The sequence below is a fragment of the Undibacter mobilis genome, from assembly GCF_003367195.1.
Lineage (GTDB): Bacteria > Pseudomonadota > Alphaproteobacteria > Rhizobiales > Xanthobacteraceae > Pseudolabrys > Pseudolabrys mobilis.
Genome location: NZ_QRGO01000001.1, coordinates 2,021,392 through 2,048,189 on the forward strand (window position 1 = coordinate 2,021,392; position 26,798 = coordinate 2,048,189).

Annotated in this window: 23 protein-coding genes; 12 read left to right on the forward strand and 11 right to left on the reverse strand. The window is 65.1% G+C overall.

Annotated elements, in window-relative coordinates:
- Nucleotides 1-163: 163 nt before the first annotated feature.
- From DXH78_RS09560 to DXH78_RS09600, 9 genes are all read left to right on the forward strand, one after another.
- Nucleotides 164-1,321, forward strand: coding sequence for an efflux RND transporter periplasmic adaptor subunit (locus tag DXH78_RS09560; RefSeq protein WP_115516810.1), 1,158 nt, complete (start codon nt 164-166; stop codon nt 1,319-1,321).
- 13 nt (nt 1,322-1,334) lie between these two features.
- Nucleotides 1,335-4,481 carry an efflux RND transporter permease subunit gene (locus tag DXH78_RS09565; protein ID WP_115516811.1) on the forward strand — a complete coding sequence of 1,049 codons (3,147 nt, stop codon included), beginning with the start codon at nt 1,335-1,337 and terminating at the stop codon, nt 4,479-4,481.
- Between the two features lie 154 nt (nt 4,482-4,635).
- On the forward strand, nt 4,636-5,838 hold the full coding sequence (gene ybgF / locus DXH78_RS09570; protein ID WP_115516812.1) for a tol-pal system protein YbgF: 1,203 nt from the start codon (nt 4,636-4,638) through the stop codon (nt 5,836-5,838).
- 30 nt (nt 5,839-5,868) lie between these two features.
- Nucleotides 5,869-6,960, forward strand: coding sequence for a tRNA lysidine(34) synthetase TilS (gene tilS / locus DXH78_RS09575; RefSeq protein WP_115517831.1), 1,092 nt, complete (start codon nt 5,869-5,871; stop codon nt 6,958-6,960).
- A 137-nt stretch (nt 6,961-7,097) separates the two neighbouring features.
- Nucleotides 7,098-9,020: an ATP-dependent zinc metalloprotease FtsH gene (gene ftsH, locus DXH78_RS09580; RefSeq protein WP_115516813.1), complete on the forward strand. Its 1,923-nt coding sequence runs from the start codon at nt 7,098-7,100 to the stop codon at nt 9,018-9,020.
- A 168-nt stretch (nt 9,021-9,188) separates the two neighbouring features.
- The gene (locus DXH78_RS09585) at nt 9,189-10,562 is read left to right on the forward strand and encodes an esterase-like activity of phytase family protein (RefSeq protein WP_168192759.1); all 1,374 of its coding nucleotides are present in this window, start codon (nt 9,189-9,191) and stop codon (nt 10,560-10,562) included.
- A gap of 101 nt (nt 10,563-10,663) precedes the next feature.
- The gene (locus DXH78_RS09590; protein ID WP_115516815.1) at nt 10,664-11,392 is read left to right on the forward strand and encodes an AzlC family ABC transporter permease; all 729 of its coding nucleotides are present in this window, start codon (nt 10,664-10,666) and stop codon (nt 11,390-11,392) included.
- Nucleotides 11,385-11,696, forward strand: a complete 312-nt coding sequence (locus tag DXH78_RS09595; protein ID WP_115516816.1) for an AzlD family protein — start codon at nt 11,385-11,387, stop codon at nt 11,694-11,696. Before DXH78_RS09590 ends, DXH78_RS09595 begins: the two co-directional genes overlap by 8 nt.
- A 35-nt stretch (nt 11,697-11,731) precedes the next feature.
- The gene (locus DXH78_RS09600) at nt 11,732-12,331 is read left to right on the forward strand and encodes a hypothetical protein (protein ID WP_115516817.1); all 600 of its coding nucleotides are present in this window, start codon (nt 11,732-11,734) and stop codon (nt 12,329-12,331) included.
- Here the strand turns inward: DXH78_RS09600 and DXH78_RS09605 are convergent.
- From DXH78_RS09605 to DXH78_RS09625, 5 genes are all read right to left on the reverse strand, one after another.
- The gene (locus DXH78_RS09605; RefSeq protein ID WP_115516818.1) at nt 12,328-13,209 is read right to left on the reverse strand and encodes a DMT family transporter; all 882 of its coding nucleotides are present in this window, start codon (nt 13,207-13,209) and stop codon (nt 12,328-12,330) included. The two genes, DXH78_RS09600 and DXH78_RS09605, sit on opposite strands and share 4 nt — an antisense overlap.
- A 29-nt stretch (nt 13,210-13,238) precedes the next feature.
- On the reverse strand, nt 13,239-13,925 hold the full coding sequence (locus tag DXH78_RS09610; protein WP_115516819.1) for an RraA family protein: 687 nt from the start codon (nt 13,923-13,925) through the stop codon (nt 13,239-13,241).
- Nucleotides 13,926-13,980: 55 nt separating this feature from the next.
- Nucleotides 13,981-15,180, reverse strand: a complete 1,200-nt coding sequence (locus DXH78_RS09615; RefSeq protein WP_115516820.1) for an MFS transporter — start codon at nt 15,178-15,180, stop codon at nt 13,981-13,983.
- Between the two features lie 107 nt (nt 15,181-15,287).
- Complete coding sequence (locus tag DXH78_RS09620; RefSeq protein WP_115516821.1) at nt 15,288-16,808, reverse strand: bifunctional aminoglycoside phosphotransferase/ATP-binding protein; 1,521 nt, start codon at nt 16,806-16,808, stop codon at nt 15,288-15,290.
- 153 nt (nt 16,809-16,961) lie between these two features.
- Nucleotides 16,962-17,855: a branched-chain amino acid aminotransferase gene (locus tag DXH78_RS09625; RefSeq protein WP_115516822.1), complete on the reverse strand. Its 894-nt coding sequence runs from the start codon at nt 17,853-17,855 to the stop codon at nt 16,962-16,964.
- Between the two features lie 279 nt (nt 17,856-18,134).
- On the opposite strand from DXH78_RS09625, the gene DXH78_RS09630 reads away from it, so the two are divergent.
- The 3 genes from DXH78_RS09630 to DXH78_RS09640 all read left to right on the forward strand — a co-directional run bounded on the left by DXH78_RS09630 (nt 18,135) and on the right by DXH78_RS09640 (nt 20,983).
- Nucleotides 18,135-18,689: a MarR family winged helix-turn-helix transcriptional regulator gene (locus tag DXH78_RS09630; protein WP_115516823.1), complete on the forward strand. Its 555-nt coding sequence runs from the start codon at nt 18,135-18,137 to the stop codon at nt 18,687-18,689.
- A 123-nt stretch (nt 18,690-18,812) separates the two neighbouring features.
- A complete protein-coding gene (locus DXH78_RS09635) occupies nt 18,813-19,520 on the forward strand; it encodes a response regulator (RefSeq protein WP_115516824.1) in 708 nt (235 codons plus the stop codon).
- On the forward strand, nt 19,517-20,983 hold the full coding sequence (locus tag DXH78_RS09640) for an ATP-binding protein (protein WP_245416785.1): 1,467 nt from the start codon (nt 19,517-19,519) through the stop codon (nt 20,981-20,983). The genes DXH78_RS09635 and DXH78_RS09640 overlap by 4 nt, the downstream gene beginning before the upstream one ends.
- Before the next feature lie 51 nt (nt 20,984-21,034).
- On the opposite strand, the gene DXH78_RS09645 is transcribed toward DXH78_RS09640, so the two are convergent.
- From DXH78_RS09645 to DXH78_RS09670, 6 genes are all read right to left on the reverse strand, one after another.
- Complete coding sequence (locus DXH78_RS09645; RefSeq protein ID WP_115516825.1) at nt 21,035-21,754, reverse strand: TetR/AcrR family transcriptional regulator; 720 nt, start codon at nt 21,752-21,754, stop codon at nt 21,035-21,037.
- 122 nt (nt 21,755-21,876) lie between these two features.
- A complete protein-coding gene (gene proC, locus DXH78_RS09650) occupies nt 21,877-22,746 on the reverse strand; it encodes a pyrroline-5-carboxylate reductase (RefSeq protein WP_115516826.1) in 870 nt (289 codons plus the stop codon).
- 132 nt (nt 22,747-22,878) lie between these two features.
- Complete coding sequence (locus DXH78_RS09655) at nt 22,879-23,379, reverse strand: type III secretion system chaperone family protein (protein WP_115516827.1); 501 nt, start codon at nt 23,377-23,379, stop codon at nt 22,879-22,881.
- A gap of 341 nt (nt 23,380-23,720) precedes the next feature.
- Nucleotides 23,721-24,731, reverse strand: a complete 1,011-nt coding sequence (locus DXH78_RS09660; protein ID WP_115516828.1) for a metal-dependent hydrolase — start codon at nt 24,729-24,731, stop codon at nt 23,721-23,723.
- Nucleotides 24,732-24,779: 48 nt separating this feature from the next.
- Entirely contained in the window at nt 24,780-25,751 is a 972-nt protein-coding gene (locus tag DXH78_RS09665) for a ribose-phosphate pyrophosphokinase (protein WP_115516829.1), read from the reverse strand.
- A 265-nt stretch (nt 25,752-26,016) separates the two neighbouring features.
- Entirely contained in the window at nt 26,017-26,703 is a 687-nt protein-coding gene (locus tag DXH78_RS09670; RefSeq protein ID WP_115516830.1) for a hypothetical protein, read from the reverse strand.
- Nucleotides 26,704-26,798: the final 95 nt, after the last annotated feature.

The window sequence follows — 26,798 nt, forward strand, 5'->3', positions numbered from 1 at the left end:
TTCGCGTTTTACCGCACGACCGACCGCCGGCTTTTGTGACGCGCCGGCGACAAAGCCTTCAACAGCCCTGTTTATTCCCCGTTGTCACGGGTTCCCGCCCGGGCGATGATCCCCGTGCGGCGGAGAGGTCATAACCGCCGTCTTGAAATTCGAGGGGGCTCGTATGGCGCACGGCTTGAAGCGCGGGCGAAAGCTTGCCGCAGCAATTATCCTGGTCGGCGTCTTGCCGCTGATCGCCGGGTGCGGCGAGAAGAACACCTACGTCGCGCCGCCGCCGCCCAAGGTCACGGTCGCCACGCCGGTCAAGAAGCCGGTCACCCGCTATCTGGAATCGACCGGCAATGTCGCCGCGGTGAATTCGGCCGATCTGGTCGCCCGCGTTGCCGGCTTCGTCCAGGATATCAAGTACGAGGACGGCGCCACCGTCAAAAAGGGTCAGGTGCTGTTCGTCATCGAGCAGAGGCCTTACGAGTTGAAAGTCCAGCAGGCCAAGGCCAATGAAGATAACGCCAAGGCAGCGCTGATTTCGGCGCAGGCCAATTATCAGCGCCAGGCCGATCTGGTGCCGAGCGGTTCGGCCTCCAAGGCCGCCCTCGACAATGCGATCGCCAGCCGCGACAGCGCGCAGGCCAGCGTCGATCAGGCGATCGCTTCGACTAAACTGGCCGAGAACGATCTGGCTTACACACAGGTCAGCGCGCCATTCGATGGCATCGTTACCGCGCGCAAGGTGTCGATCGGCGCTTTCGTGTCGGGCAATGGCACGGCGCTCGCCTCCATCGTGTCCAGCGATCCGATCTATGTGAATTTCACCATTGGCGAGCAGGAGACCATCCGCGTCCGCGCCATGATCGCCGAACGCGGTCTCACGCCGGCCGAATTGAAGAAGGTGCCGGTGGAGGTTTCGCTGCAGACCGAGGCCGGCTATCCGCACAAAGGTACGCTCGACTACGCAGCGCCCAGCATCGATCCGTCGACCGGCACGTTGGCCGGCCGTGCCATCCTCGACAACCCGAAGTACGTTCTCTTGCCCGGCCTGTTCGTGCGCGTGCGCATCCCGCTCGGGCCGCCGAAGGATGAACTGCTGGTGCCGGACACCGCGCTCGGCACCGATCAGAGCGGCCGCTATCTGCTCGTGATCGACAAGGACAACGTGGTCGAACAGCGCCGCGTCACGCTGGGGCCGCTTGATGGCACCCTGCAAGTGATCGACAAGGGCGTCGGTCCCGATGACCGCATCATCATCAACGGCATGCTGCGCGCGGTGCCGGGGCAGAAGGTCGATCCACAGACGGCATCCGCGCCGCCGAAGTCCTCGTGACGAGGACCGGGCGATGATCTCAAAATTCTTTATCGAGCGGCCGGTTCTCGCCAACGTTATCGCCATTCTGATGATCGTGATCGGCGGCGTGGCGCTGTTCCAGTTGCCGGTGGCGCAGTATCCCGATGTCGTGCCGCCGACCGTGTCGGTAACGACGCGCTATCCCGGTGCCAGCGCGCGCACGGTGATCGAAACCGTGGCGTTGCCGATCGAGCAGCAGGTCAACGGCGTGGAAGGCATGATCTACATGCAGTCCTACGCCGCCTCCGACGGCTCCTATAACCTCACCGTCACGTTCAAGATCGGCACCGATCTCAACTTCGCGCAGGTGCTGGTGCAGAACCGCGTGGCCAGCGCGGAAGCGCAATTGCCCTCCGCGGTGCAGGCCCAGGGCGTCGTGGTGCAGAAGAAATCGACCTCGATGCTGCAGATCGCGACGCTGACATCGAGCGATCCCAAACACGACAGCCTGTTCCTGTCGAACTACGCCACCATCACCTTGAAGGATGAGTTGTCGCGCGTTCCCGGCGTCGGCGGCGTTACCGTGTTCGGCGCCGGCAATTACGCGATGCGCATCTGGCTCGATCCGAACAAGATGAAGGCGAGAGGGCTCAACGTCAGCGACGTGGTCGGCGCCTTGCAGTCGCAGAACAGCCAGGTGACGGCCGGCCAGATCGGCGCGCCGCCGGGACCGGACACGGTGCCGTTCCAGTACACGCTGAACGTCTTCGGCCGCCTGACCGAGGTGTCGGAATTCGCCAATGTCATCGTCAAGACGGGGCCGACCGGCGAGATCACGCGCGTGCGCGACATCGGCACCGTCGAACTCGGGGCGCAGACCTACGGCGTTGTCTTCAAGGTCGACAACAAGGCCTCGGCCGGCCTTGGCATCTCGCTGACGCCGGGCGCCAATGCCCTTACCGTCGCCGCCGACGTGAAGAAGCGCCTCGCCGAACTGGCCGGCAGCTTCCCGAAGGGCATGCAATATGACGTGCCGTTCGACGTCACCATCTTCGTCAACACGTCGATCCACGAGGTCTACAAGACGCTGATCGAGGCGGCGATCCTGGTGTTGATCGTTATCCTGATCTTCCTGCAGGATTGGCGCGCCATGCTGGTGCCGGCAACCACGGTGCCGGTCACGATCATCGGCGCCTTCGCCGCCATGGCGGCGATGGGCTTCACCGTGAACTTCGCCACCTTGTTCGCCATCGTGCTGGCGATCGGTATCGTGGTGGATGACGCCATCATCGTCGTCGAGGGCGCGGCGCATAACATCGACCACGGCATGAACGGCCATGACGCCGCCATCGAGGCGATGCGGCTGCTGCTCGGGCCGATCATCGGCATCACATTGGTGCTGCTTTCGGTGTTTCTGCCGGCGGCGTTTCTGCCCGGCCTGACCGGACAGATGTACGCGCAATTTGCGCTCGTGATTGCCGCCACCGCTCTGATCAGTGCGATCAACGCCGTGACGTTGAAGCCGACGCAATGCGCGCTGTGGCTGCGACCCACCGTGCCGCCGGAGCAGCGCAACTTCTTCTACCGCGGCTTCAACAAGGTTTATGACAAGTGCGAGGCCGGCTATGCCCGGCTGATGACACGGCTGGTTGCGCATGCCGGCAAGGTGACGGTGCTCGCGCTCATCGCCATCGGCGTGACGCTATACGGCTTCTCGCGCATCCCGACCGGCTTCATTCCGGTGGAGGACCAGGGCTACATGCTGGCCACCGTGCAGTTGCCGGACGGCGCTTCGCTGCCGCGCACGCAAGCGGTGATGGAGAAGCTGGACGCCATCGCGCGCAAGAATCCGGGCGTCGACAAGGTGGTGACCATCGCCGGCATTTCGGCGCTGGATAACAGCTCCGTCCTGTCATCGGCGGGCGTCGCCTATATCATTCTCAAGGACTGGGGCGTGCGCGGCAAGGCGCTGAGCCTGTTGCCGATGTATCAGTCGCTGTCGCGTGAAGTCGCCGCCATCGAGGAAGCGACGGTGCGCGTCCTGCCGCCGCCGCCGATCCAGGGCATCGGCAACGCCGCCGGCACCACGGCGCAGATCGAACTGCGCGACAACTCCACCGACTACGTCAAGCTGCAGAGCATCGTCGATACGATGATGGGTAATGCCGCGTCGCAGTCGAACATCCAGGCGGTGATCTCGTCATTCCGCGCCAACGTCCCGCAATATCTGGTCGACGTCGATCGCGTGAAGGCGCAGGCGGTCGGCGTCAGTGTCGATCAGGTGTTTTCGGCGCTCGGCGGCTATCTCGGCTCGGCCTATGTCAACCAGTTCACCCAGTTCGGCCGCACCTTCCAGGTCGTGGCGCAGGCGGATGCGCAATTCCGTCTGCGGACGCAGGATCTCGACAACATCTCGGTGCGCAACAACCAGGGCAGCATGATCCCGCTGTCGACGCTGATCGAGATTAAGCCGGTGACGGGGCCGTCGCTGGTGAGCCTGTACAATCTCTATCCATCGGCGACCGTGATCACGCTGCCCGCGCGCGGTCATTCGACCGGCGAGACGATGAGTCTGATGGAGCAGGTGGCCAAGCAGTCCTTCCCGCCGAACACGGTCATGGAGTGGACCGGGCTCTCCTATCAGGAGAAGCTCGTCGGCAATCAGATGTACTTCGTCTTCGCCATGGCGCTGTTGCTGGTCTATCTGGTGCTCGCCGGGCAATATGAGAGCTGGTACCAGCCGGCCGCCGTCATCCTCGCGGTGCCGATCTCGCTGATCGGTCCGGTGCTGACGCTGCTTTTCCTCGGCATCGAGAATAATCTCTACACCCAGATCGGCATCGTGCTGCTTATCGCGCTATCGGCGAAGAACGCGATTCTGATTGTCGAGTTCGGCCGCGAGCTGCGCGAGGGCGGCAAGGGCCTGCTTGAGTCCGCGGTCGAAGCGGCGCGGGCGCGGTTCCGGCCGATCCTGATGACGTCGTTCGCCTTCATCCTCGGCGTGCTGCCGCTGGTGCTGGCTACCGGCGCCGGCGCCAATGCGCGCGCCTCGATCGGCATCACGGTGTTCACCGGCATGCTGGCCTCGACCTGTCTGGCAGTGCTGTTCGTGCCGTCCTTCTTCGTCGTCATCCGCGCCTTTGAGGAGTGGATGAAGGCGCGGGGCAAAGGCGAGCCGAAAGCAGTGCCGGCCGAGTAATCCCCTGCAAAGCGCCGCCGGCGGGCCACAATCTGGTCGCACTCCGTTGGCTATGCTAGGGGAACGGCCCAATCCCCCCTGATCAATAGGGAAATCCCGATGGGCCCTTCGATCCAGGGCCCTGTGACCGGCCGTTTGGCCGACAAATGAGCCGATGAAACACACTCCGAAATCTCAGCATGCCCCGCTGACAACGGGCACCTTGTTTCGCTTCGTGCTGGCCGCCGTGGTGGTCGCGCTCGTCGTTCTGACTGCGTTCTTCTCCGCCCATGCGCAGGACCGCAACGGCAACTTCCTCGACAACCTGTTCAGCCGCGGCGAGGGCGGGCGCCAGCAGCAGCAGGCCGCGCCGCAGCCGGGCGGCGAGGGCGATCCCAACGATCTGGCGGTGCGCATCGACCGCATCGAGAGCGCGCTGCGCCAGCTCACCGGCACCATCGAGCAGTTGCAGTATCGCAACCAGCAGCTCGAGCAGCAGGTGCGGGCCCTGCAGGGTGGCGGTGCGCCGCCGGCCCAGGCGCCGGGCGTTATCCCCAACAACCAGAATCCGCAGGTTCCGCCGGGACAGTTGCCGACCGTGCGGCCGGGCGTGCCCGGCGCGTTGCAGCCGTCGCAGCAGCCGGGCCGTCGTTCCGACGTGTTCGATCCGTCGCAAAGCCCGCAGGCTCCCGGCGCCCCGCGGCCGTTGGGCTCCCCCGGTTCGGCCACGCCGCCGCCGATCGTCGCCGCCGAACCGGCCGCCGACGCACCGATCGGCGCGCCGAATGGACGTGCCGCGGGCCAGCCGCTCGACCTCTCGACCTTGTCCGGCAATCAGCCGCCGGCGGCGTCCCCGGTGGTCGACGCCGGCCAAATGCCGGGACAGGCGCCCGGTCAGGTGGCCAGCACCAATCCAGCGGTCGGCGTGCCGGCCGCGGCGTCGTCCAATCCGCCGCGCGACGTCACCGGCCGTCTGGCGACTTTGCCGCCCTCGGCCAAGCCGCAGGACGAATATGACCTCGCCTACGGCTACCTGCTGCACAAGGACTATGCGCTTGCCGAACAGGCTTTCCGCGATTTCGTGAAGAAGTATCCGAACGAGACGCAGTTGCCGGACGCCTATTACTGGCTCGGTGAAAGCCAGTATCAGCGCCAGCAGTTTCGCGAAGCGGCGCAGAGCTTCCTTACCGTCTCGACCAAGCACGAGAAGTCGGCGCGGGCGCCGAGTGCGCTGTTGCGTCTCGGCCAGTCGCTGGCCGCGCTGAAGCAGAAGGACGCGGCCTGCGCCACGCTCGGCGAGATCAACCGCAAATACCCCAAGGCTCCGGCCAATGTGAAAAAGGCTGCCGAGCAGGAAATCACGCGCGTGAAGTGCTAGACTCCCGCCTCGCAAGTGTCGGGGCCGGACATGCCGCGCGATAGCGTAACGGCAATCTCACCATCGGAAGCGAAGGTTCTCTTCGCCGATCTTGCATCGGCGAAGGCGCTGGTGCTCGCCGTGTCGGGCGGTCCGGATTCGACGGCGCTGATGGTGCTCGCGGCGCGCTGGCGCAAGGCGATGCGCAAAGGCCCGGATTTGATCGCCATCACCGTCGATCACGGCCTGCGCGCCGAAGCCAGACGCGAAGCGCGCGACGTGGCCAGGCTCGCGAAAGACCTCGGCCTTTCCCATCGCACCTTGCGCTGGCGCGGCGACAAGCCGAAGGCCGGCATTCCGCAGGCCGCGCGCGAGGCCCGCTATCGTCTGCTGGCGCAAGCCGCGCGCCGGGCCGGCGCCTCGCACATTCTCACCGCGCATACGCGTGACGACCAGGCCGAGACGGTGCTCATTCGCATGAGCCGCGGCAGTGGCATCACCGGGCTGGCGGCGATGCAGCGGATAGCCGGCACGCCTGGTCACGACGCCGTGCTTCTCGTGCGTCCCTTCCTCGACATCGCAAAGCTGCGGCTGATCGCCACGCTCAAAAAGTCGAACGTCGCCTTTGCCGACGATCCGACCAACCGCGATGCCGCCTTTACCCGCGCGCGGCTGCGTGGGCTGATGCCGCACCTCGCCAGCGAAGGACTCGACGCCGCGCGTCTGGCTTTGTTGGCGCGGCGCGCCGGCCGTGCGGACGCGGCGCTGGAACAAATCGTGGAGATCGTCTGGCACGGGCTCGTTACAGCCGGGCCGGGGCGGTCCTTGAGCTTCGATGCCGGCGCGCTGGCGCGCACGCCCGACGAGATCCTGTTGCGTCTGCTGGGACGTGCAATCGGTGCCGTGGGTATTGAGGGACCGGTCCAACTCGCCAAGCTCGAGGCCCTCGCCGAGGCGTTGAGGGCGATGTTGGGCTCCGGTATCCGGTGGCGCAGGACCCTAGCCGGTGCCCTGGTGACCCTGCAAAACGGTCTGCTCTGTGTTGAAACCGCCCCGCCGCGACGGCCCGGGCATGGCGTGCTCGCGCGAAATGCCTTAACCAAGGCAGCCGGCAAGCGGGCGAAGCCCGTGAAATCGCGCTAGAATATGTGAGAATCGAACCCTTTCCATGCGGGGATAGGGTGCCTACATTGGCAATGACGCGTGGTGGGACCCCTGTCCGTGTCTCGTAACATTAAGCCGCGGCGCCTCGTTGCGTGGCGCGTGGGTAGGAACGTCCGATGAACGCCAATCTGCGGAATTTCGCCCTCTGGGTGATTATCGTCCTTCTGCTGCTTGCCCTTTTCACGCTGTTTCAGAATCCCGGCCAGCGCACGAGCGCCCAGGACATCTCGTTCTCCCAGCTTCTTTCCGAGGTTGATCAGGGCCGCGTCCGTGACGTCGTGATCCAGGGGCCGGAAATCCGCGGCACATTCGCCAACGGCACCTCGTTCCAGACCTATGCGCCGAACGATCCGGGTCTCGTTCAGAAGCTCTACAACAAGGGCGTCTCGATCACCGCGCGTCCGCTCACCGACAACGTTCCGTGGTTCGTGTCGCTGCTCGTGTCGTGGCTGCCCTTCATCGCCCTCATCGGCGTCTGGATCTTCCTGTCGCGGCAGATGCAGGGCGGTGCCGGCAAGGCGATGGGCTTTGGCAAATCGCGCGCCAAGCTGCTCACTGAAGCGCATGGCCGCGTGACCTTTGATGACGTCGCCGGCGTCGATGAGGCCAAGTCCGATCTCGCCGAAATCGTCGAATTCCTCCGCGACCCGGGCAAGTTTCAGCGCCTCGGCGGCCGCATCCCGCGCGGCGTGCTGCTGGTCGGCCCTCCGGGTACCGGCAAGACCTTGATCGCGCGCGCCGTCGCCGGCGAAGCCAATGTGCCGTTCTTCACGATTTCCGGTTCTGACTTCGTCGAAATGTTCGTCGGCGTCGGCGCGAGCCGCGTCCGCGACATGTTCGAGCAGGCCAAGAAGAACGCGCCCTGCATCATCTTCATCGACGAAATCGACGCCGTCGGCCGCCATCGTGGCGCCGGCATGGGCGGCGGCAACGACGAACGCGAACAGACGCTCAACCAGTTGCTGGTCGAGATGGATGGCTTCGAGGCGAATGAAGGCATCATCCTGATCGCGGCCACCAACCGTCCGGACGTGCTCGATCCGGCGCTGCTGCGTCCGGGCCGCTTCGACCGTCAGGTCGTGGTGCCGAACCCGGATGTCGTCGGCCGCGAATCCATCCTCAAGGTTCACGTCAAGAAGGTGCCGCTGGCGCCCGATGTGAACCTCAAGACCATCGCGCGCGGTACGCCCGGTTTCTCCGGCGCCGATCTCGCCAACCTCGTCAACGAAGCCGCTCTCATGGCCGCGCGCCGCAACAAGCGCATGGTCATGCAGGCGGAGTTCGAAGACGCTAAGGACAAGGTGATGATGGGTGCCGAGCGCAAGTCGCTCGTCATGACCGACGAAGAAAAGATGCTGACCGCCTATCACGAAGGCGGGCACGCGCTGGTCGCGCTTAACGTCAAGGCGACCGATCCGGTTCACAAGGCCACCATTATCCCGCGCGGCCGTGCCCTCGGTATGGTCATGCAGTTGCCCGAGCGCGACAAGTTGTCGATGTCGCTTGAGCAGATGACTTCGCGTCTCGCCATCATTATGGCCGGCCGCGTCGCCGAAGAGCTGGTGTTCGGCAAGGAGAAGGTGACGTCGGGCGCAGCCTCCGACATCGAGCAGGGCACCAAGCTCGCCCGCATGATGGTGACGCGCTGGGGTCTGTCCGATGAACTCGGTCCGGTTGCTTACGGCGACAATGGCGATGAGGTCTTCCTCGGCTATCAGGTCACGCGCCAGCAAAGCGTGTCGGAAGAGACCAATCGCAAGATCGACGCCGAAGTGCGCAAGCTGGTCGAGACGGGTCTGGAGGAAGCCAAGGTGATCCTCACCGAGAAGCGCGCCGATCTCGAGACGCTGGCCAAGGGCCTGCTTGAGTTCGAAACGCTGACTGGCGATGAGATCAAGGATCTGCTCAACGGTATCCGCCCGGTGCGCGAGACCGTGATCGAGCCGCCGACGCGCGGTTCCGCTGTGCCGCCGGCCGGCAAGCCGCGGCCGCGCCCCGACGCGCCGACCGGCGATGTGGCGCCGCAGCCGCAGGGCTGATCGCCACTTTCGATGCTGCGACAATAACGCACACGCCCGCCGCAAGGCGGGCGTTTTGCGTTTCGCTCCGTCGTGGCTGTGAACTGTCACGCGCCGTTCACCGAAGCGATACCGCGCTGACAAGTGCGGCTGATGAGGATCGCCGCACTTCATTCACAGGAGGCGACGATGAGATTACTTCTGACGGCGATGGCGGGCGTGCTCGCGACGACGACGGCGCTGACCGGGGCGATGGCCGATCAGGCCTTCACCGGCAAGCTGGTGGGCCACGCGATCGTTCCGGCATTCACCTTCGTCAATCCGCCGACCGATGCGCCGGCCGACATGGCGATTTCCGGCAAGTTCACCAACAACGACCGCAAGCGCATCGACAGCGTCGGCACGGTGATGGGCACCTCGTTCATTTCGGCGCCCGATGCAGCGCGCGAGACCGGTATCAAGCTGCCTTTCAAGGGGCAGCCGGTGCAGGGCTTCTCGGGCATCAAGGCGGTCGGCGACGGCACCTTCTGGGTGCTCCAGGACAATGGCTACGGCAGCAAGGTCAACTCGCCGGACGCGATGCTGATGCTGCACCGTCTCAAGCCCGACTGGGCCACCGGCAAAGTCGAATTCCTGCGCACCGTGTTCCTCAACGATCAGGACAAGAAGCTGCCGTTCCAGATCACGCTTGAGGGCAGCGAGAAGCGCTATCTCACCGGCGCCGATCTGGACGTCGAGAGCTTCCAGATCATCGGCGATCAGATCTGGATCGGCGACGAGTTCGGTCCTTATCTCATCCGCATCGACCAGAACGGCAAAGTCGGCGCCTTCTTTGAAACGATGATCGACGGCAAGGTTGCGCGCTCACCGGATCACTTTGCGGTGTCGACGCCGGCGGTGCCGGGCGGAGCGGTGTCGTTCAACGTGCGGCGCTCGCGTGGCTATGAGGGTATGGCGGCGTCCAAGGACGGCCGTTTCCTTTATCCGCTGCTCGAAGGCCCGCTTTGGAACGAAGCCACCAAGTCTTTCGAGACCGATGAAGGTCGCGAATATCTTCGCATCCTCGAATTCGACGTGAACGCGCAGAAGTGGACCGGCCGTTTCTGGAAGTACAAGCTCGAGATCAACAACAACAATATCGGCGATTTCAACATGGTCGACGCCACCACCGGGCTCATCATCGAGCGCGACAATGGCGAAGGCGAGCAGCACCAGGCCTGCACTGGCGCGGCGAAGCCCGACTGCTTCAACGTGCCGGCCAAGTTCAAGCGCGTCTACAAGATCGAGATGACCGACGCCAACGCCGGCGGCTTCGCCCGCAAGATCGGCCATATCGACCTGCTGGCGATCAAGGATCCGAACACCAAGGCCAAGCAGGGCTCCAAGGAAGGCGTCTTTACCTTCCCCTTCGTCACCATCGAGGACGTGGACGTGGTCGATGCCAGCCACATCGTCGTCGGCAACGACAACAACCTGCCGTATTCAACGGGCCGTGCGCTGGGCAAGCAGGACGACAACGAGTTGATCCTGATCGAGGCCACGGATTTCCTGAAGGCCAAATAGGCCGGTCGGGCACCGCAACAAACAGGAGCGCCCGCCGCATGGCGGGCGTTCTTCTTTTGGGGCTTCTCCCGGCGGCTGGGGTGGGATAGCGGTGGTCGGCAATGACCCCGCCCGACAATCCCTCCGAGCAGTCCCGGTCCGAGCCGCACTGGGCCTTTGCCGCCTTTCGGCAGGGCGCGGCCGACGTAATGTCGTTCCTGCCGGGGCTCGCCGCCTTTTCCATGGCCTATGGAACGGTGGCGGCACGCAAGGGCATGACCCTGTTCGAGACGCTGCTGATGAGCGCCACCGTATTCGGTGGCGTGGTGCAGATGGTGGTGCTCGACAGCTGGCCGGAAACGCTGACCGTCGGCGCCATCGCCGGCATCGTGGCGCTCACCGCGCTTGTCAACGCACGTTATCTGATGATCGGCGCGACACTGCGGCCGCTGCTTGGCCCGGCGCCGGCGCACAAGGCGTACCCGACCTTGTTCTTCCTCGTCGAGCCGGCCTGGCTGATGTCGCTGCGCTATTACGCCAAAGGTGGCCGCGATCCCGCCTATCTGCTCGGCGGCGGCATGGCCATGTATCTGATCTGGGTAACCACGGCGATCCCGGGCTTTATTGCCGGCGCCGCGGTCGGCAATCCAAAGCAGTTCGGCATCGATCTGGTGGTGCCGGCCTTCTTTGTCGCCATGATGGTGCCGCTGTGGCGCGGCGCGCGGCGTTCCTATGGCCTGATCGTCGGCGCGCTGGCCGCGGCGCTGACTTACTATCTGTTGGGCGGCGTCTGGTACCTCATTGTCGGTGCCGTGGCCGGCTGCATCGCCGGAGTCTTCAACGATGATTGAGAAGGACGCCTTCGGCTTCTTCATCGTCATCGCGCTGATGACGATCGTCGTCTATCTCGGCCGGATCGGCGGCTTCTGGCTGATCGGGCGGCTGGTGATCGGGCCGCGGCTGCGGCGCATGCTCGACGCGCTGCCCGGTGCGATCATCGCGGCGACGGTGGCGCCGGCTCTGGTGCAGGGAGGCCTGCGGGCGATCCTCGCGCTCACCGCGACATTGGTCGTGATGATCGCCATCCGCAAGGATTTCGCCGCCGTGGTGGCCGGGGTCGCCGTGGCGGCGGCAGCATTCGCTTACGGGATTTAGACGCGACTCCCGGGCTGCATTACACTCCCCCGATCATGCCGTTGCCGAACCGCGTCACGCCTTTTGCCGACCTCATCGCCACCCCGGCGCGCGGGCTGATGATGGGCAATCGCGGCGGCCGCATTCATGATGCATCGCGCCGACTTGGCGGGCGGCGCTGGGCGTCAAAGCAGTGGATCTGCTGCGTCCTCGATTTCAAGAACCGCCAGCGTCCGGTGTGGGGCGACAGCTATACCGAGATGTTCTTTCTCGACGAGGTGACGGCGCTCGCCGCCGGACATCGGCCGTGCTTCGAGTGTCGGCGCAAGGATGCGCAGGCTTTTGCCGGATTTTTTCCACGCGTCCATTGCGCGCCGCATATGGATAAAGTCCTTCATCGCGAGCGGCTCGATGGCCGCGCCAAACGCCGGCATCGCCGCGCCCTCGATACGCTGCCGGATGGCGCCATGATCGCGCGCGATGGCGAAGCCTTCGCTTTGCGTGGCAACGGTCTGCTGCGCTGGACGCCCACCGGCTATGACAAGGCCTTGCCGCGCTTGCGCGGTATTGACGTTGATGTGCTGACGCCGCCGTCGATCATTGACGTTCTGAAACGCGGTTATGCGCCGCTATGGCATCCGGGTGCCGCGGATTAGCGCGTGCTGCGGGCGAAAGATGGAAACAGCCCGATCACGAGCGCGCAGCCGGCAATGATGGTGACGGCGCCGGCAATCTGCATGGCCGACAAGGGCTCGTGCAGGAACAGCGCGCCGACCAGCACTGCCACCACCGTCACGGCGAACTCAACGCTGATCGCGCGGGTCGCGCCGATCGTGGCGACCAGCCGGAAATACAGCACATAAGTTGTCGCGCTCATGATGGCGCCGAGAACGAAGAGATAGAGGTAGTCGATCGGCTGCGGCGTGCCCGGTACCGGGACGACGATGAGGAGCGGCAACGTGATGACGCCGCCGGCCAGAAACGCGCCCGTGGTCGTGTCCCAGGCGCTGACGCCCTTGAGCCTGTAGCTGGCGTAACAGCTCCCATAGGCCGCGCACAGGCAGGCCAAGAGGGTGGTCGCGCAGCCCAATGCAAAGGATGGTGTGAACGGCACCGCCGGAAAGCCGACCAGCACGATCATGCCGGAAAAACCGAGCACCAGCCCGACATGATGCCGCCGCGTCAGATGTTCGATGCCCCACAGCCGCGCGATCAGCATCGAGAACAGGGGAATGGTCGCGACCAGGATCGCCGACATCGCCGTGCCGATCAGCGGCATCGCAAAACACAGGCCGATAAGCTGGCCGGCGACGGTGGTGGCGCCGACCACGGCAAAAGCGCGCCAGCCCGCGCCAACCCTGAGCCGCCGTCCGGTGAGGAAGGCGACGATGATCAACGTTGCCGCGGCGACGAAGCAGCGAAAGGTGACAACGCCGGCCCAGCCGAAGGCTTCGACGCCGCGCAGCATGAACAGAAACGACAGGCCCCAGACGATCGCCAGGAAGACGTAGGAAGCGCTGTCCTTGAGGGTCATGGCATTTCCGGCAGGCTGATGTGCGACGCTCAGCCCTTCATCGCCGCCTTGATGGCCGCCAGGCCCGCGCCGGCTTTGGCCGCCTCGATGATCTTGGCTTCCTTGGCGTTGAGACCGGGCAGGGCGGATTTCATGGCGTCGATGATCTCCAGCGGCACCACCACCGCGCCATGCTGGTCGGCGTGTATGAGATCGCCGGAGCGCACCGCCATGCCGTGGATGTTCACCGGCACGCCGTAATCGACGACGTGGACGAAGGCATGTGACGGCGCAATCGAGCCGGCCAGCATCTGGAAACCTTCGGGGATCATCGGAATGTCGCGCACCGAGCCGTTGGTGATGGTGCCGAGGCAGCCGAGCGCCTTGTGGACATTGGATTGCACCTCGCCCCAGAAGGCGCCGTAGCCGACGATATCGTCGAGGTCCTGGATCACGGCAATGCCGGGCTGCGGCTCGGCGGCGACGTAGTCGAGATAGTCGAGGCGCTTGGCCATGTAGCCCGCTTCGCCGAGCGGCACGCGGTCCTGCGCGCGCATGGTCACGGTCTTGGCGAAGCCGACCATCGGCGGCAGGTCTGGGAACGGGCAGTGCAGGTGGCGCACCGTGTAGCCGAAGCCGCGCCGCTCCGGCGCCACGATTTCGATGAGATTGCAAACCGTCGGCGTGTCGATCGAGATGAGAAAGTCGCGCTGCGCTTGCGTGATGGAAGGAGTCATTGGTGTTGCCGCCCTTGTCGAATTCTTGGTCGTTGGTGTCGCGGCCGGGACGCTATCAGGGCGAACCCGTGGGCGCCACCGGCGGAGTGCGCCCGGCCCAGAGGAAATACACCGTCGCCATCATGATCGTCATCATCGCCACCAGCAGCGCGACGCAGGCAGGCCAGCCGCCAATGGTCCAGGCAACACCGCCGAGCGCGGCGCCAAATGCGCCGCCGGTATAGAAACTGGTCACGTAAAGCCCGACTGCCGAGGAACGGCCGGACTTCGCGGTGACGGTGACGAAGCCAGTCGAGATGGTCTGGCACATCAGGCCAGCGGCGGCGCAAACGGTGAGCCCGAGCAGCACCAGCCACAATGGTGTCGCCAGTGTCAGCACCATGCCGCCCATCCAGACGAACAGCACCGGAATGACAAACTGACGGCGGCCGAAACGGCCGACCGCCCGGCCGGCCAGCGGCGTCAGCCCGGAGCCGACCAGATAGACGACGAAGATGGCGCCGAGCCAGGTTGGCGACAAATTGTAAGGCGGCGCGGCGAGGCGGAAGTTGATGTAGGTAAAGGTCAGCACGAAGCAGAACAGCACGCCGAAGCCGACGGCGTAAGTCGCCAGCAATTGTCCGTTGCGAAAGTGTTGCAGCATCTGCCGGCCGGAGGCGATGAGGCCTTCGGAACGCACGAATTTCGTCTCGCGCGGCAGCAGCAACATCATGGCAATGGCGCCGGCAAGCGTCAGCGCCGCGATGACCATCAGGCCGTTGCGCCAGCCAATCAGGTCGGCAAGGACGCCGGTGAAGAACCGGCCGGCAAAGCCGCCGAGCGCCGCGCCCGATGTGTAGACGCCGGCCGCGGAGGTCACCTCGTGCGGTTCCCATTCGTCGCCGATATAGGCGATGGTGACGGCGAAGACTGGCGGCAGCACCAGCCCCTGGATGAAACGCCAGATCACAAGGGTATGCAGATCAGGGGCCAGCGCACACATGACGGTGGGGATGCCGAGCAGAAGCATCGCCGTGACAATGACGCGCTTGCGGCCGAGCACGTCGGCTACCGTGCCAGTGAACGGCGCGGTGAGCGCGACCGCCAAGGTGCTGGCCGTCATGATCTGGGAAATGCTGGCCGCGCCGGCGCCGAACTCAGCCGAGAGCAGCGGCAGAATCGACTGCATCGAATAGAGATTGATGAAGGCGAAAAAGCCGGCCAGACCGACCGCGATCTGGCGGGCCGAAATTCCGGGTTTTCGGGCGGCGGACATGATCGGAACCCGGCGGCGAAGAGCGAAACAGCCACAAGCTATGCATGTTTTTTGGTGTCATGACCACGGCCGCGTCCGGCGGGGCCGGGGGGCATTCGTGCATGGCTTCAAAACTTCAAGATGGTGCGGCAATTCACGAGCGTCTGCTCCGGCGTTCCCGAGGCATCGACTTTTGCCCAGGTGAGATCGCCGAGGTCGTAGTCCTCCTGCGCGCGGGCGACTTTGGCGTCGGCGTCGGAGGCATCACCAATACCCTTGGCTTTTGAGGATTCGCGGCCGCCGACGCGGGCGAGCCGCGTATCGAGATCGGCGGTCAGGAACAGGCCGTGGAACGCCTGCGGTGCCGCGCGCTCGATGTCCGTGCGTTCGCCATTACGGGCAAAGACGGCGTCGGCGATCACCGAGTGGCCGGCGGAGAAGATGCGCGCTGCCTTGGCGGCAAGGGCTGCATAAACCCGGGCGGTGATGGTGGCGGTGTAAGCCTCCGGCGGCAGGGCTTCGGTCTCGCTCTTGCCGAACAGTCGCTTGCGCAGGACGTCGCTGCGCAACCACACCGCGCCGGGCAGCGGCGGCACATGAGCGGCGAGCGCGCGCGCCAGTACCGATTTGCCGGTGCCGGACAGGCCGCCGACGGCGACAAGGTGTGGCGGCGGCGGTGCGATCAGTCTTTGCGCCAGCGCGAAGTAATCGCGGGCGCGGGCCTCGAGCGCGGCGTCACGGTTCGGCCGCGCCGCGGTCACCTTGGCGCGGATCGCGGCGCGCAGGCTCATGAACAGCGGCAGCAACGCCAGCGCATCGAGATCGCTGTCGTCATTCGTCTCGGTGAGATAACGGTTGAGCACGGTGGTCGCGGCCGCCGTGAGGCCGCGCTCGATCAGGTCCATGAGCAGGAAGGACAGATCGTAAAAGCGGTCGATGATTGCCAGCTTGTCGTTGAACTCGATGGCGTCGAACAGCATCGGCTCGTCGTCGATGAGCACCAGATTGCCGAGATGCAGATCCCCGTGACAACGGCGCACAGAGCCGTCGCGCTCGCGAGCATCGATCAAGGCGCGGTGGCGCTCAAGCGCGGCACGGCTCGCCGCGGTCAATGCCTTCACCGCGCCGGCATCGAACAGACCGGCGGAGCCGCCAAACTCGTCGTCGTTCTGCGTGATGATCTCGTCGAGCGTCGCGGCGAAATTCACACCGCGCCGGGCCGGCGCGATGTTGTGCGCGCGGGCCACCGCGCGGCCGAGCCGGTCGGCAAGGGCGTCGTCGATGCGGTCCCGATCGGCAACATGATCGAGCGTTTGCGTCTCGTCGAAACGGGTCATCTCGACGGCGTATTCGATCGGCGTGCCGGCGCCGGCGAGCGCCAGCGTGCCATCCGCCTCGCGCGTGATGGCGACCACGCCGCGATAGACCGCCGGCGCATAGGGCTTGTTGACCTCGATCTCGGCCTCGCAGGCGGCTTTGCGCTTGTCCAGCGTCGAAAAATCCAGAAACAGAAAGCGCACCGCGCGCTTCACTTTCAGCGCCCGGTCGCCCGACAGAAAAACGCTGGCGGCATGGGTGTCGATGCGCTTCACATCGCGCGCGCGCGTGGCGAGGAAATCGAAGACGGGCTGTTGGTTATTGTGAGTCATCGGGCGCTTTCTTGTAGCCCGGGTGGAGCGCAGCGAAACCCGGGACAGCCCACCCGGATTTCGCTTCGCTCATCCGGCTACAGCGGTGTTGAGACCAAACAAAAACGGCGCCGGTGAGGGCGCCGTTTCGGTATCGACCATCAAAATCAAGGCTCACGCTGCCGCAGCCTTGCCGGGCGCGGTCACCGCTGCGGTATAGTCTTCCATCAGCGTCTTGGTGATGCTGCCCGGATTGAAGTTCCATTTGTCGATTTCGGCCACCGCGGTCACTTCCGCGGCGGAGCCGGTGATGAAGCATTCCGAGAAGCTCGACAGCTCTTCCGGCATGATGCGGCGTTCGATCACCTCGAAGCCGCGCTTCTTGGCGAGGTCGATGACGGTCGAGCGCGTGATGCCGGCAAGGAAGCAGTCGGCGATCGGCGTATGGATCTTGCCGTCCTGCACGAAGAAGATGTTGGCGCCGGTGCACTCGGCGACGCGGCCCTGCCAGTCCAGCATCATGGCGTCGGCGTAGCCTTTGCGCTCGGCCCGGTGCTTGGAGATGGTGCAGATCATGTACAGGCCGGCGGCCTTGGCGAGCGACGGCGCGGTCTTCGGATCGGGCCGGCGATATTCGGCGAGATCGAGACGGATGCCCTTGAGGCGTTGTTCCGGATCGAAGTAGCTCGGCCATTCCCACGACGCGATGGCGAGGTGGATGGTGTTCGACTGCGCCGACACGCCCATCATTTCCGAGCCGCGCCAGGCGATCGGGCGGACATAGGCGTTCTTCTTGCCGTTCTTGTCGACGACGAGCTGCTTGGCGGCGTCGATCTCGGCGACCGACCACGGGACTTCGAAGTCCAGCACCTGCGCGGAGCGCTTCAGGCGCTCGGAGTGCTCGGTCGACTTGAAGATGCGGCCGCCATAGGCGCGCTCGCCTTCGAACACCGCGCTGGCGTAGTGGAGGGCGTGAGTCAGTACGTGCGCAGTCGCTTCCGCCCAAGGAACGAGCTTGCCGTCATACCAGATGACGCCGTCGAGCTTGTCGTAGGATTGCGCAGCCATGACTTCCTCCAATTGACGGGACCTCGCGGTCCCTTTGGCACGGGCCAATGTACAAGACCTTGGAACGGCCCCTGGAACGCGCCGTGCGGCGGCCGCCGGTCTGGCGGATTTTCCGGGCTTATTCCAACACTTTGCGTCACCCGGCAACACCCGGTATGACTGATTTCACGTCCGCCGGCGGGGCCTTGAGGTCGCGCCGGCTCGGCTCTCACGTATCACCAGGAACGATCGTTTCGTCCTGGACGAGGTTTTTGTAACATAAAACCAAAATATGTCAACATGGCTGACATAAATAGTGGCGCTAAAGATTCCCCGGGCCAACCGGGCCCGGCCGAGGCCGGCCAGGCCAAGGCAGGCCAGGGCGCGGGCCCGATCTGGGACATCATCGAGCTTCTGTTCTTCGCTTATCGCGATTTCGTCGGCGATCCCGACGAGGTGCTGGCCAAGTTCGCCTTCGGCCGCGCGCATCACCGCGTGCTGCATTTCGTCAACCGTCACCCCGGCATGAAGGTGGCCGACCTGCTCGACATCCTCAACATCACCAAGCAGTCGCTCGGCCGCGTGCTCAAGCAGCTCGTCGATCAGGGCTATGTGGTGCAGAAGGAAGGCGAGCACGATCGCCGCCAACGTCTGCTGTACGTCACGGCCAAGGGCGAGGCGCTGTCGCTCAAACTGGCGCAGTTGCAGACGGAGCGTATCGAGCGTGCTTTTGGTGAACTTGGTACCGGCGCCCACGACGCAGCGCGCCGTTTTTTGACCGCGATGATCGATAACGATAACCGCGAGGAGGTGCTTCGTCTCATTGCGCGCGCCGACCGTGTGAAGCGGGGCTGATCTCATTGGATCTCGGACGCGGCGAAGCCGCGGGCCGGACTCCAGAGGGACGGTCTTGAGGTGCTGGCTAGATTCCGGGGTCACGCTGACGCGCCCCCCGGAACGACGAGGTAAAGTGGATCAATGATCAACCGGGTCATTCAGCTCCCCGACGACGCCCCGCATTTGCTGGTGGTCGATGACGACCGCCGCATCCGCGATCTGCTGTCGCGATTTCTTGCCGGCGAAGGTTTCCGGGTCACGACGGCCGACAACGCCGCCGATGCGCGGGCCAAGCTCGCCGGACTGTCCTTCGATCTCATCATTCTCGACGTGATGATGCCGGGCGAGACCGGCTTTGAATTCGCCAAGTCGCTGCGCGGCACCTCCGACGTGCCGATCCTGATGCTGACCGCGCGCGATGCCGCCGAAAGCCGTATCGAAGGCCTGAGCCTGGGGGCCGACGATTACCTGTCCAAGCCGTTCGAGCCGCGCGAACTGTCGCTGCGCATTGCCAACATTCTCAAGCGCGCCCAGCCGCCGGCGCCGCCACCGGTCGAATCCGTGCGCTTCGGTCCCTTCGTTTATCATCTGGCGCGTGGCGAACTCCGGCGCGGCGACGAGGTTATCCGCCTGACCGATCGCGAACGCGAGATGCTGCGCATTCTCGCTGCCACGCCGGGCGAGACCGTGTCGCGCATGGCGCTCGCCGGCAATGGCGATCAGGTCTCGGAGCGCGCCGTCGACGTGCAGGTCAACCGCCTGCGCCGCAAGATCGAGAAGAACCCGGCCAATCCGCTGTTTGTGCAGACCGTGCGCGGCATCGGCTACCGGTTGGTGAGCGCCACATGACATCGCTCGACATCGGCGACAACGTGCGCCATGTCATTGGTAGCGCCGTCGCGCGCCTGCGCGCCGCCTGGGTCTGGTACGATTCGATCCCGCCGATCCGCCGCATTCACGCCCAGCTCGAAAAGATTGCCGACGGCTGGCGGCGCCTGTCGCGCTGGCTCAACAGCGTCATGCCGAAGGGCCTGTTCGCCCGCGCGCTGCTCATCATCATTCTGCCGATGGTGATCCTGCAGTCGGTCATCGCCTTCGTCTTCATGGAACGGCACTGGAACGTGGTGACGCAGCGCCTGTCCGCCGGCGTCGTCTCCGACATCGCGGCGCTGGCCGAGATTTATAAGACCTATCCTCAGGACGCCGACCAGACGCAGCTGCGCCGCATCGCGCAGCAGCGGCTCGGCCTCGTCGTCGATTTTCTCCCCATCAGCGAGATGCCGCCGCCGCGGCCCAAGCCGTTCTTCTCGCTGGTCGATCAGGCTTTATCGGAGGAGTTGCGCAAGCAGATCGCGCGGCCGTTCTGGATCGACACCGTCGGCAAGTCGTCGCAGGTCGAAATTCGCGTGCAGCTCGACAACACCGTCATGCGCGTGTTCGCGCGGCGCAACGCGGCCTATGTTTCGAACTCCGAGATCTTCCTGATCTGGATGGTCGGCACGTCGGTGGTCCTGCTCGGAGTCGCCATCGCCTTCCTGCGCAACCAGATCAAGCCGATTCTCAAGCTCGCCGACGCCGCCGAAAGTTTCGGCAAGGGCCGCGACGTGCCGAACTTCCGGCCGCGCGGTGCGCGCGAGGTGCGGCGCGCGGCCAACGCCTTTATCGAGATGAAGGCGCGCGTCGAACGCACCATGGAGCAGCGCACCGCGATGCTCGCCGGTGTCAGCCACGACCTGCGCACCATCCTGACCCGCTTCAAGCTCGAACTGGCCTTGCTCGACGACAGCCCGGAAATCGACGCCATGAAGAAAGACGTCGACGAGATGGCGCGCATGCTCGAGGCCTATCTCGCTTTCGCGCGCGGCGATTTGGGCGAGGTCGCGGCGCCGACCGATATGGCCGGATTCCTCGATGAGTTGAAGGACGACGCCGAACGCAACGGTCACCGCACCACCGTCGTCTTCCACGGCGCGCCGGTGGTCACGGTGCGGCCGGCGGCGTTCAAGCGCTGCCTCGGCAATCTGGTGTCGAACGCGGCGCGTTATGCCAATGCGATCGCCATTACCGGCCATCGCGATCACCGCTATCTCACCGTGACGGTGGATGACGACGGCCCCGGCATCCCGGCCGATCAGCGCGAGGAAGTGTTCAAGCCGTTCCTGCGGCTCGACGATGCGCGCAACCAGGACGAAGGCGGCACCGGGCTGGGTCTTGCGATTGCCCGCGACATCGCGCGCTCGCATGGCGGCGACATTACGCTCGCCGATTCACCGCTCGGCGGCCTGCGCGCGATTGTGAAGGTGCCGGTGTGAAGCCGTCATTCCGGGTTCGCCGCTGCGCACGCGCCCCGGAATGACGGAGGACTAGGCCGCACTGGCTTCCGCTGCGCCTTCATCGACCGGACGACGCCGCCGTGGCCGTGGCCCGCGCAGAATGCATTTCGGCAGGGCGCACAGATCGCGCATGAAGCCGTCCCAACGCTCGGCGCTGATGAGGCCCTTGTCGAGCGTGGCCATGGCTTTATCGCTTGCTTCTTCGTCGTCGGCGTCGAGCCAGGCTTGCACCGTGCGCGCGAACAATACGGCGGCGCCTTGCGCGCGCAATGCGCCGCGCGGCCCGGACGCCGAAATGTCGGCGGCTTCCAGCATCCACACCTGCGAGCGCACCGCCAGCGCATTGAGCGCCAGCGCCAGCGGCGGATTGCGCCGCGCCGAATGCATCATCGAACGCACCGCTTCGCGGTATGGCGTCATCGCCTCGATGCGCCGCATCAACACGTCGAACAGCCGCTCGCGATACGGCTCTTCCGCCATGTCGGCGGTGTCGGCCGACAGCACGGTCTTGTCGATGTCCTTGATGTGCGCGGCCCAGATCGACAGCGTCGAGCCGAATTCGGCGCGCAGCGCCGAGAGCTTCAGCCCGGCGCGGCCGGCAACCTCGGCCAGCCCGATCTCCTCGTAGGAATGCTGCATCAGCAGCGCGACCAGCGCGTCTTTCGCCTTGTCGCGGTCGGAAGTGCCGCGCGGTGGCGGCGGCACAAAAGCCTTGCGTTCGGTCGAGCGCCTGCGGGTTCGGTAGACCATGGCCGTGCTCCCTCGCTGTGTCGGGAGGCAGTGTAGGGCGGCAAAGGCGACGGTTTGAGGGCACGCCGTGTCCCGGATCGGCGTCTCGACGGTTCAGGCTGCGCCGCGTCTGGGCAGGCCGATCACCCCGCCAGTTCTTGCGACCTTTTTGTCGCGGCGGCGATGGCTTCGCCCAGCAATTTGTCGAAGCCGGCCGGACCCATCAGCACATTCAGCGCCGCAGCGGTGGTACCGCCGGGCGAGGTCACGTTCTTTCGCAAAGTGGCGGCGTCGAGCGTCGACTGGTGCAGCAATTCGCCGGAGCCGGCGACCGTCTCGCGCGCCAGCCGATAGGCCAGCTCCGGCGGCAGGCCGGCGGCGATGCCGGCCTTGGTCATCGCCTCGACCAGCAGGAAGACATAAGCCGGGCCGGAACCGGATACGGCGGTTACGGCATCGATCAGCCCTTCGTCGCCGACCCACTCGACCTTGCCGATGGCGGACAGAAGATCGCTGGCGAGCTTGCGCTGCTTGGTCGTGACCTGCTTGTTCGCCACCGCAACGCTGATGCCGCGGCCGACGGCGGCCGGCGTATTCGGCATGGCCCGCACAATGGCGGTGCCGGGTGGCAGTGCCTTTTCGAGGAACGCAATGGTGCGCCCGGCCATGATCGAAACCACCAGAGTCGATTTGCCGACATAGAGCCCAAGCGGCGGCACCGCGTCGGGCGCCATTTGCGGCTTCACCGCGACGACGATCGCTTGTGCATCGGCCTTTGCGCGCGGCCCGGCTTTCGGATTGACCTTCACGCCGCGCTTGGCGGTCGCCTTGATGTCCTTCGACGGGTTGGGATCGAGCGCGATGACCTTCTGCGCCTTGAGCCCGCGTCCCAGCCAGCCGTCGAGCATGGCCTGGCCCATCTTGCCGGCGCCGAGCAGCACCAGCGGACCGGTGAAGCTGGCGAGGGGTTTGGTGGCGGGTTTCTTGGAAGACTTTTTGGCGGGCTTTTTCATGCCGCGACTATAGCGGCAAACAATACGTTGTCATTCCGGGACGCGCCGAAAGGCGCGGGCCCGGAATCCATATCCCCGGTTTGTGATTATGAATTCCGCGCTCGCCGTTTCACGGCGCCCCGGAATGACGGATTACGCCTCGCCCGCGGTCTCGAACATCGCGGCTTCGAGCGCTTCCTTGGCGCTCTTGCCGGCCCAGACCACGAACTGGAAGGCGGTGAAGTAGCGCTCGCAGGTGTCGAGCGCGGTGCCGAGCAGCTTCTCGCACTGCGAGCCCGACGGTTCGATGCCGGCCGGTAACTGCAGCGCGTGGCGGAACATGACCAGGCCTTCTTCGACCCAGTTGTCGAAATGGCCGACCCAGAGCCGCTCGTTGATCAGTGCGACCAGCGCCCGCACTTCGGCGCGGCGGCGCTCCGGCACCTTGAGGTCGAAGGCGCAGGCCAGATGCAGCGCCTCGATATCGAGCATCCACGTGTAGGAGAGTTGATACTCGGCCCAGCGGCCGGTCACCAGGATGGTGATCTCGTCTTCGCTGGCGCGCTCGAATGACCAGTCGTGGCCGGTCGCGAGACGCTCGACCACGTCGAGCGGATTATGGCGGACGTCGTCAATGTGGGTCGAGAGGGACATGGCGTCTCCGCTTGCCAGTAGGCACTTCCAATACGCACAGCACAGCAGGCTTCCGGACCTGACAGGCCCGAACTGAAACCGTTAATCGTGATACGCGGGGAACCGGACTGCCTTGACGGCGAAACCGAATCACTGAGCCACTTGACTATAACTCACTCGATTCAGGCCGCTAGAGGCAGCGTGTAATCACTATGAGCCGTGATTTGCGTCAGCGAAGCAACGGCGCATGAGTCGACTCTCCACAACGAATGCTGCGCTGTGATGACTCTTTCGTGGATAACTGCGGGGAGGAATCCGCGCGCCGAATTTGATTCCGTTTTGTTCTCATCCACCCGGAGTCTTCAGCGCGGTGGCGGCAGTTTTTCGCCGAGCGCACGGCGCCACAGCCAGGGCAGGCCGCTTTGCGCATCGAGCCGGTCGGAATGCCGGGTCGGCGGCACAAGCGGCGCGAAGGTCGGGCTCTGGCGTAACGCAACATCGAAGTTGAAGGTGTAGCGCGGCTCCATTCCCATGCGCAGATCGGTAATGACGGCGCGGCCGTCACGCTCGCTCATCTTGAAAAAGCCACGGCTGAAGCGCGCGATCGTCTCGACATAGGGATTGCCGCGCAGTTGCGCGTAAAGGTCGGTGCCGCGCGGGAAATTGTCGAAGGCAATGGTGCGGTCGCGGTCGAGCAGCGAGTAATAGCCCTCGAGATAGCCTTGCGGGGTGATCGCCACGATACGCCACAGGACCGTGGTGAGCGGCGCCGGCGTCACCAGCAACCGTTCGACCTGATGGCCCTGCGCGCGCAGGTTTTCTTCGGCGACATTTGTCGTGTGATGCTGCGCCAGCGCGCTCCAGCCCAGATAGGCGGTGCTGATAACGAGGCCGGCGACGTTCCAGCGCCAGCCGCGCGTATTGCGCAAAGACAACGCGACGCCGATGCCGATCAGGAGCGGCACGGTGTAGGCCGGGTCGATGATGAACATGCTGCCGAGCCCGAACGGCGTGTCGGTGAAAGGCAGACCGAGCTGTGTGCCATAGACAGTCGTCCAGTCGAGCAAAGCGTGGGTGACCAGCGCCAGCCAGATCGTCAGCCACCACGGCTTGAAGTGGCGCCAGTCGTGCAACGCGGCGGTGGTCAGTGCGGCGATCGGCAGCGAAGCCAGCGTCTGCCAGAACAGCGCGTGGCTTTTCGCCCGATGGAAGACCATGTTGCTGATCGGGTCGCCATGGTCATAGAAGGAGTCGAGGTCGGGCAAAGTGCCGGCCAATGCTCCGACCAGCGCTGCCTTCCACGGTTTGGTCCGCCGTCCCATGACGGCAACGCCGATGGCGGCTCCGAGTGCGGCTTGCGACAGCGAGTCCATGATCGGCGGGGCCCTGGCTCTGGAGGGGCTTGCCGCGGCGGCGCCGCGTCACTCTTTCGGCGGCAGATCTTCGAACAGGCTCGACACCGACTCTTCATGCGCGGTGCGGGCGATCGCTTCGCCAATGAGATGCGCGATCGGCAGCACGCGGATGTTCGGCGCGGCCTTCACGGCGTCCGTCTCCTGGATGGAGTCGGTGATCACCAGTTCCTTGAGCTTCGACTTCGACACGCGCGCCACCGCGCCGCCGGACAGCACGCCGTGCGTGATGTAGGCGTAGACGTCCTTGGCGCCGCTCTTGAGCAGCGCGTCGGCGGCGTTCACCAGCGTGCCGCCGGAATCGACGATGTCGTCGATCAGAATACAGGTGTGGCCGGCAACCTCGCCGATCACGTTCATGACTTCGGACTCGCCGGCGCGCTCACGGCGCTTGTCGATGATGGCGAGCGGCGCGTTGATGCGCTTGGCGAGGCCGCGCGCGCGCACCACGCCGCCGACGTCCGGCGACACCACCATGACGTTCTCGAGTTCGAACTTGTCCTTGATGTCGCGCACCATCACCGGCGAGGCGTAGAGATTGTCGGTCGGGATGTCGAAGAAGCCCTGAATCTGCCCGGCATGCAGGTCGAGCGTCATGACGCGGTCGGCGCCGGCATGGGTAATCAGGTTGGCGACCAGCTTGGCCGAGATCGGCGTGCGCGGCCCGGGTTTGCGGTCCTGCCGGGCGTAGCCGAAATAGGGGACCACCGCCGTGATGCGGCGCGCCGAGGAGCGGCGTAGCGCGTCGATGATGATCAGCAATTCCATCAGGTGGTCGTTGGCCGGCGCCGAGGTCGACTGAATGACGAATACGTCGGCGCCGCGCACGTTTTCCTGAATCTCGACGAACACCTCGCCGTCGGCGAAGCGGCGGACCACAGCCTTGGTCAGCGCGGTGTCCAGATAGTCGCCGATGGCGGCGGCGAGGCTGGGATTGGAGTTACCGGCGACCAGTTTGATCGCACCGTTCTTACCCGACATCCCGCGTCCTCGTTACATCGCGCACGCCCCGTTGGAGTTTCGACAGCGCTGCTTTCGCTGCAGGCCCGGGCTCGGGGTCCGAAGTCTCAAGGTCCGAAAGTCTCGGGTCCGGAGTCTCGGGGTGCGACGAAATTTCACGCTTGGGGCGCGCAGGTCATAACAAGGCGGGGAGGGGCGGGCAATACGCGTTAAGTCCTTTGTCCCGCGCCTTTTCCGGGCAGGGGCGGCCGCAATGCTCCGGCCTTGGGCACCCCCGAAACGGGGCCTACAGCCCGGTTTCCGCCATTGCCAGCGTTGCCGCGGGCATCTGCCGCGCGGCATGTGTGGCGGCCGGCCGCTTCTGCGGCAGCGGCGTTTCCGCGTCTTTGGCGACGGCAGGGGCGGCCGGCACTGGATCGGCATTGCTCTGCTGGATGCGGTAGATGCCGGCGGCCTCCGGCGAGCTGCTGTCGAAGGCCATGGCCGGCGCGGCCGCCGCATTCGGCGTCACGTCCGGCGAGGTCAGAAAGGCCGAGAGTTTGTCCATGCTCGTCTGGGCGATGCGCCTGAGCATGGCGTCGTCGGCGACCTTCCAGGCCTCTTCGGTCTTGCGTGTCGGTGTGGTGCCGGTTTCTTCGCCCTTGATCTGCAGCACGCGCTGCTCGGCACCGTCGAAGACATCCCAGGTCCAGGCGATCGTGGTCTGGCCGCGGTTGACTGTGGCCGTCAGCGCGCCGCGCACGCGGTAGGCCGAAGTGCCCTCGCGCGACACAACCGCGAGCCGGCGCGATTGCGCTTCGTCGTTGAGCCTCTCGACCAAAGTCTGGAATTGCGGGCGCGGCAGGCCGTCGATGGTATCAAAAGCGACAGAGGCGCCGCGCGGCTGTTGCAAGGCGAGATTGGCCGGACCGTCCTGCTTGCAAGCGGCAACGCCGCTGGCAAGCCAACCGATCAGGACGACGCGCGCAACCAAGGACCGGCGCACACTCCCTTTATGGATCGTCCGCGACACGCCCCCCACGTGACGCGAACAGAAGTGGCGCTGCCAAAAGCGACGCAACGGCATCA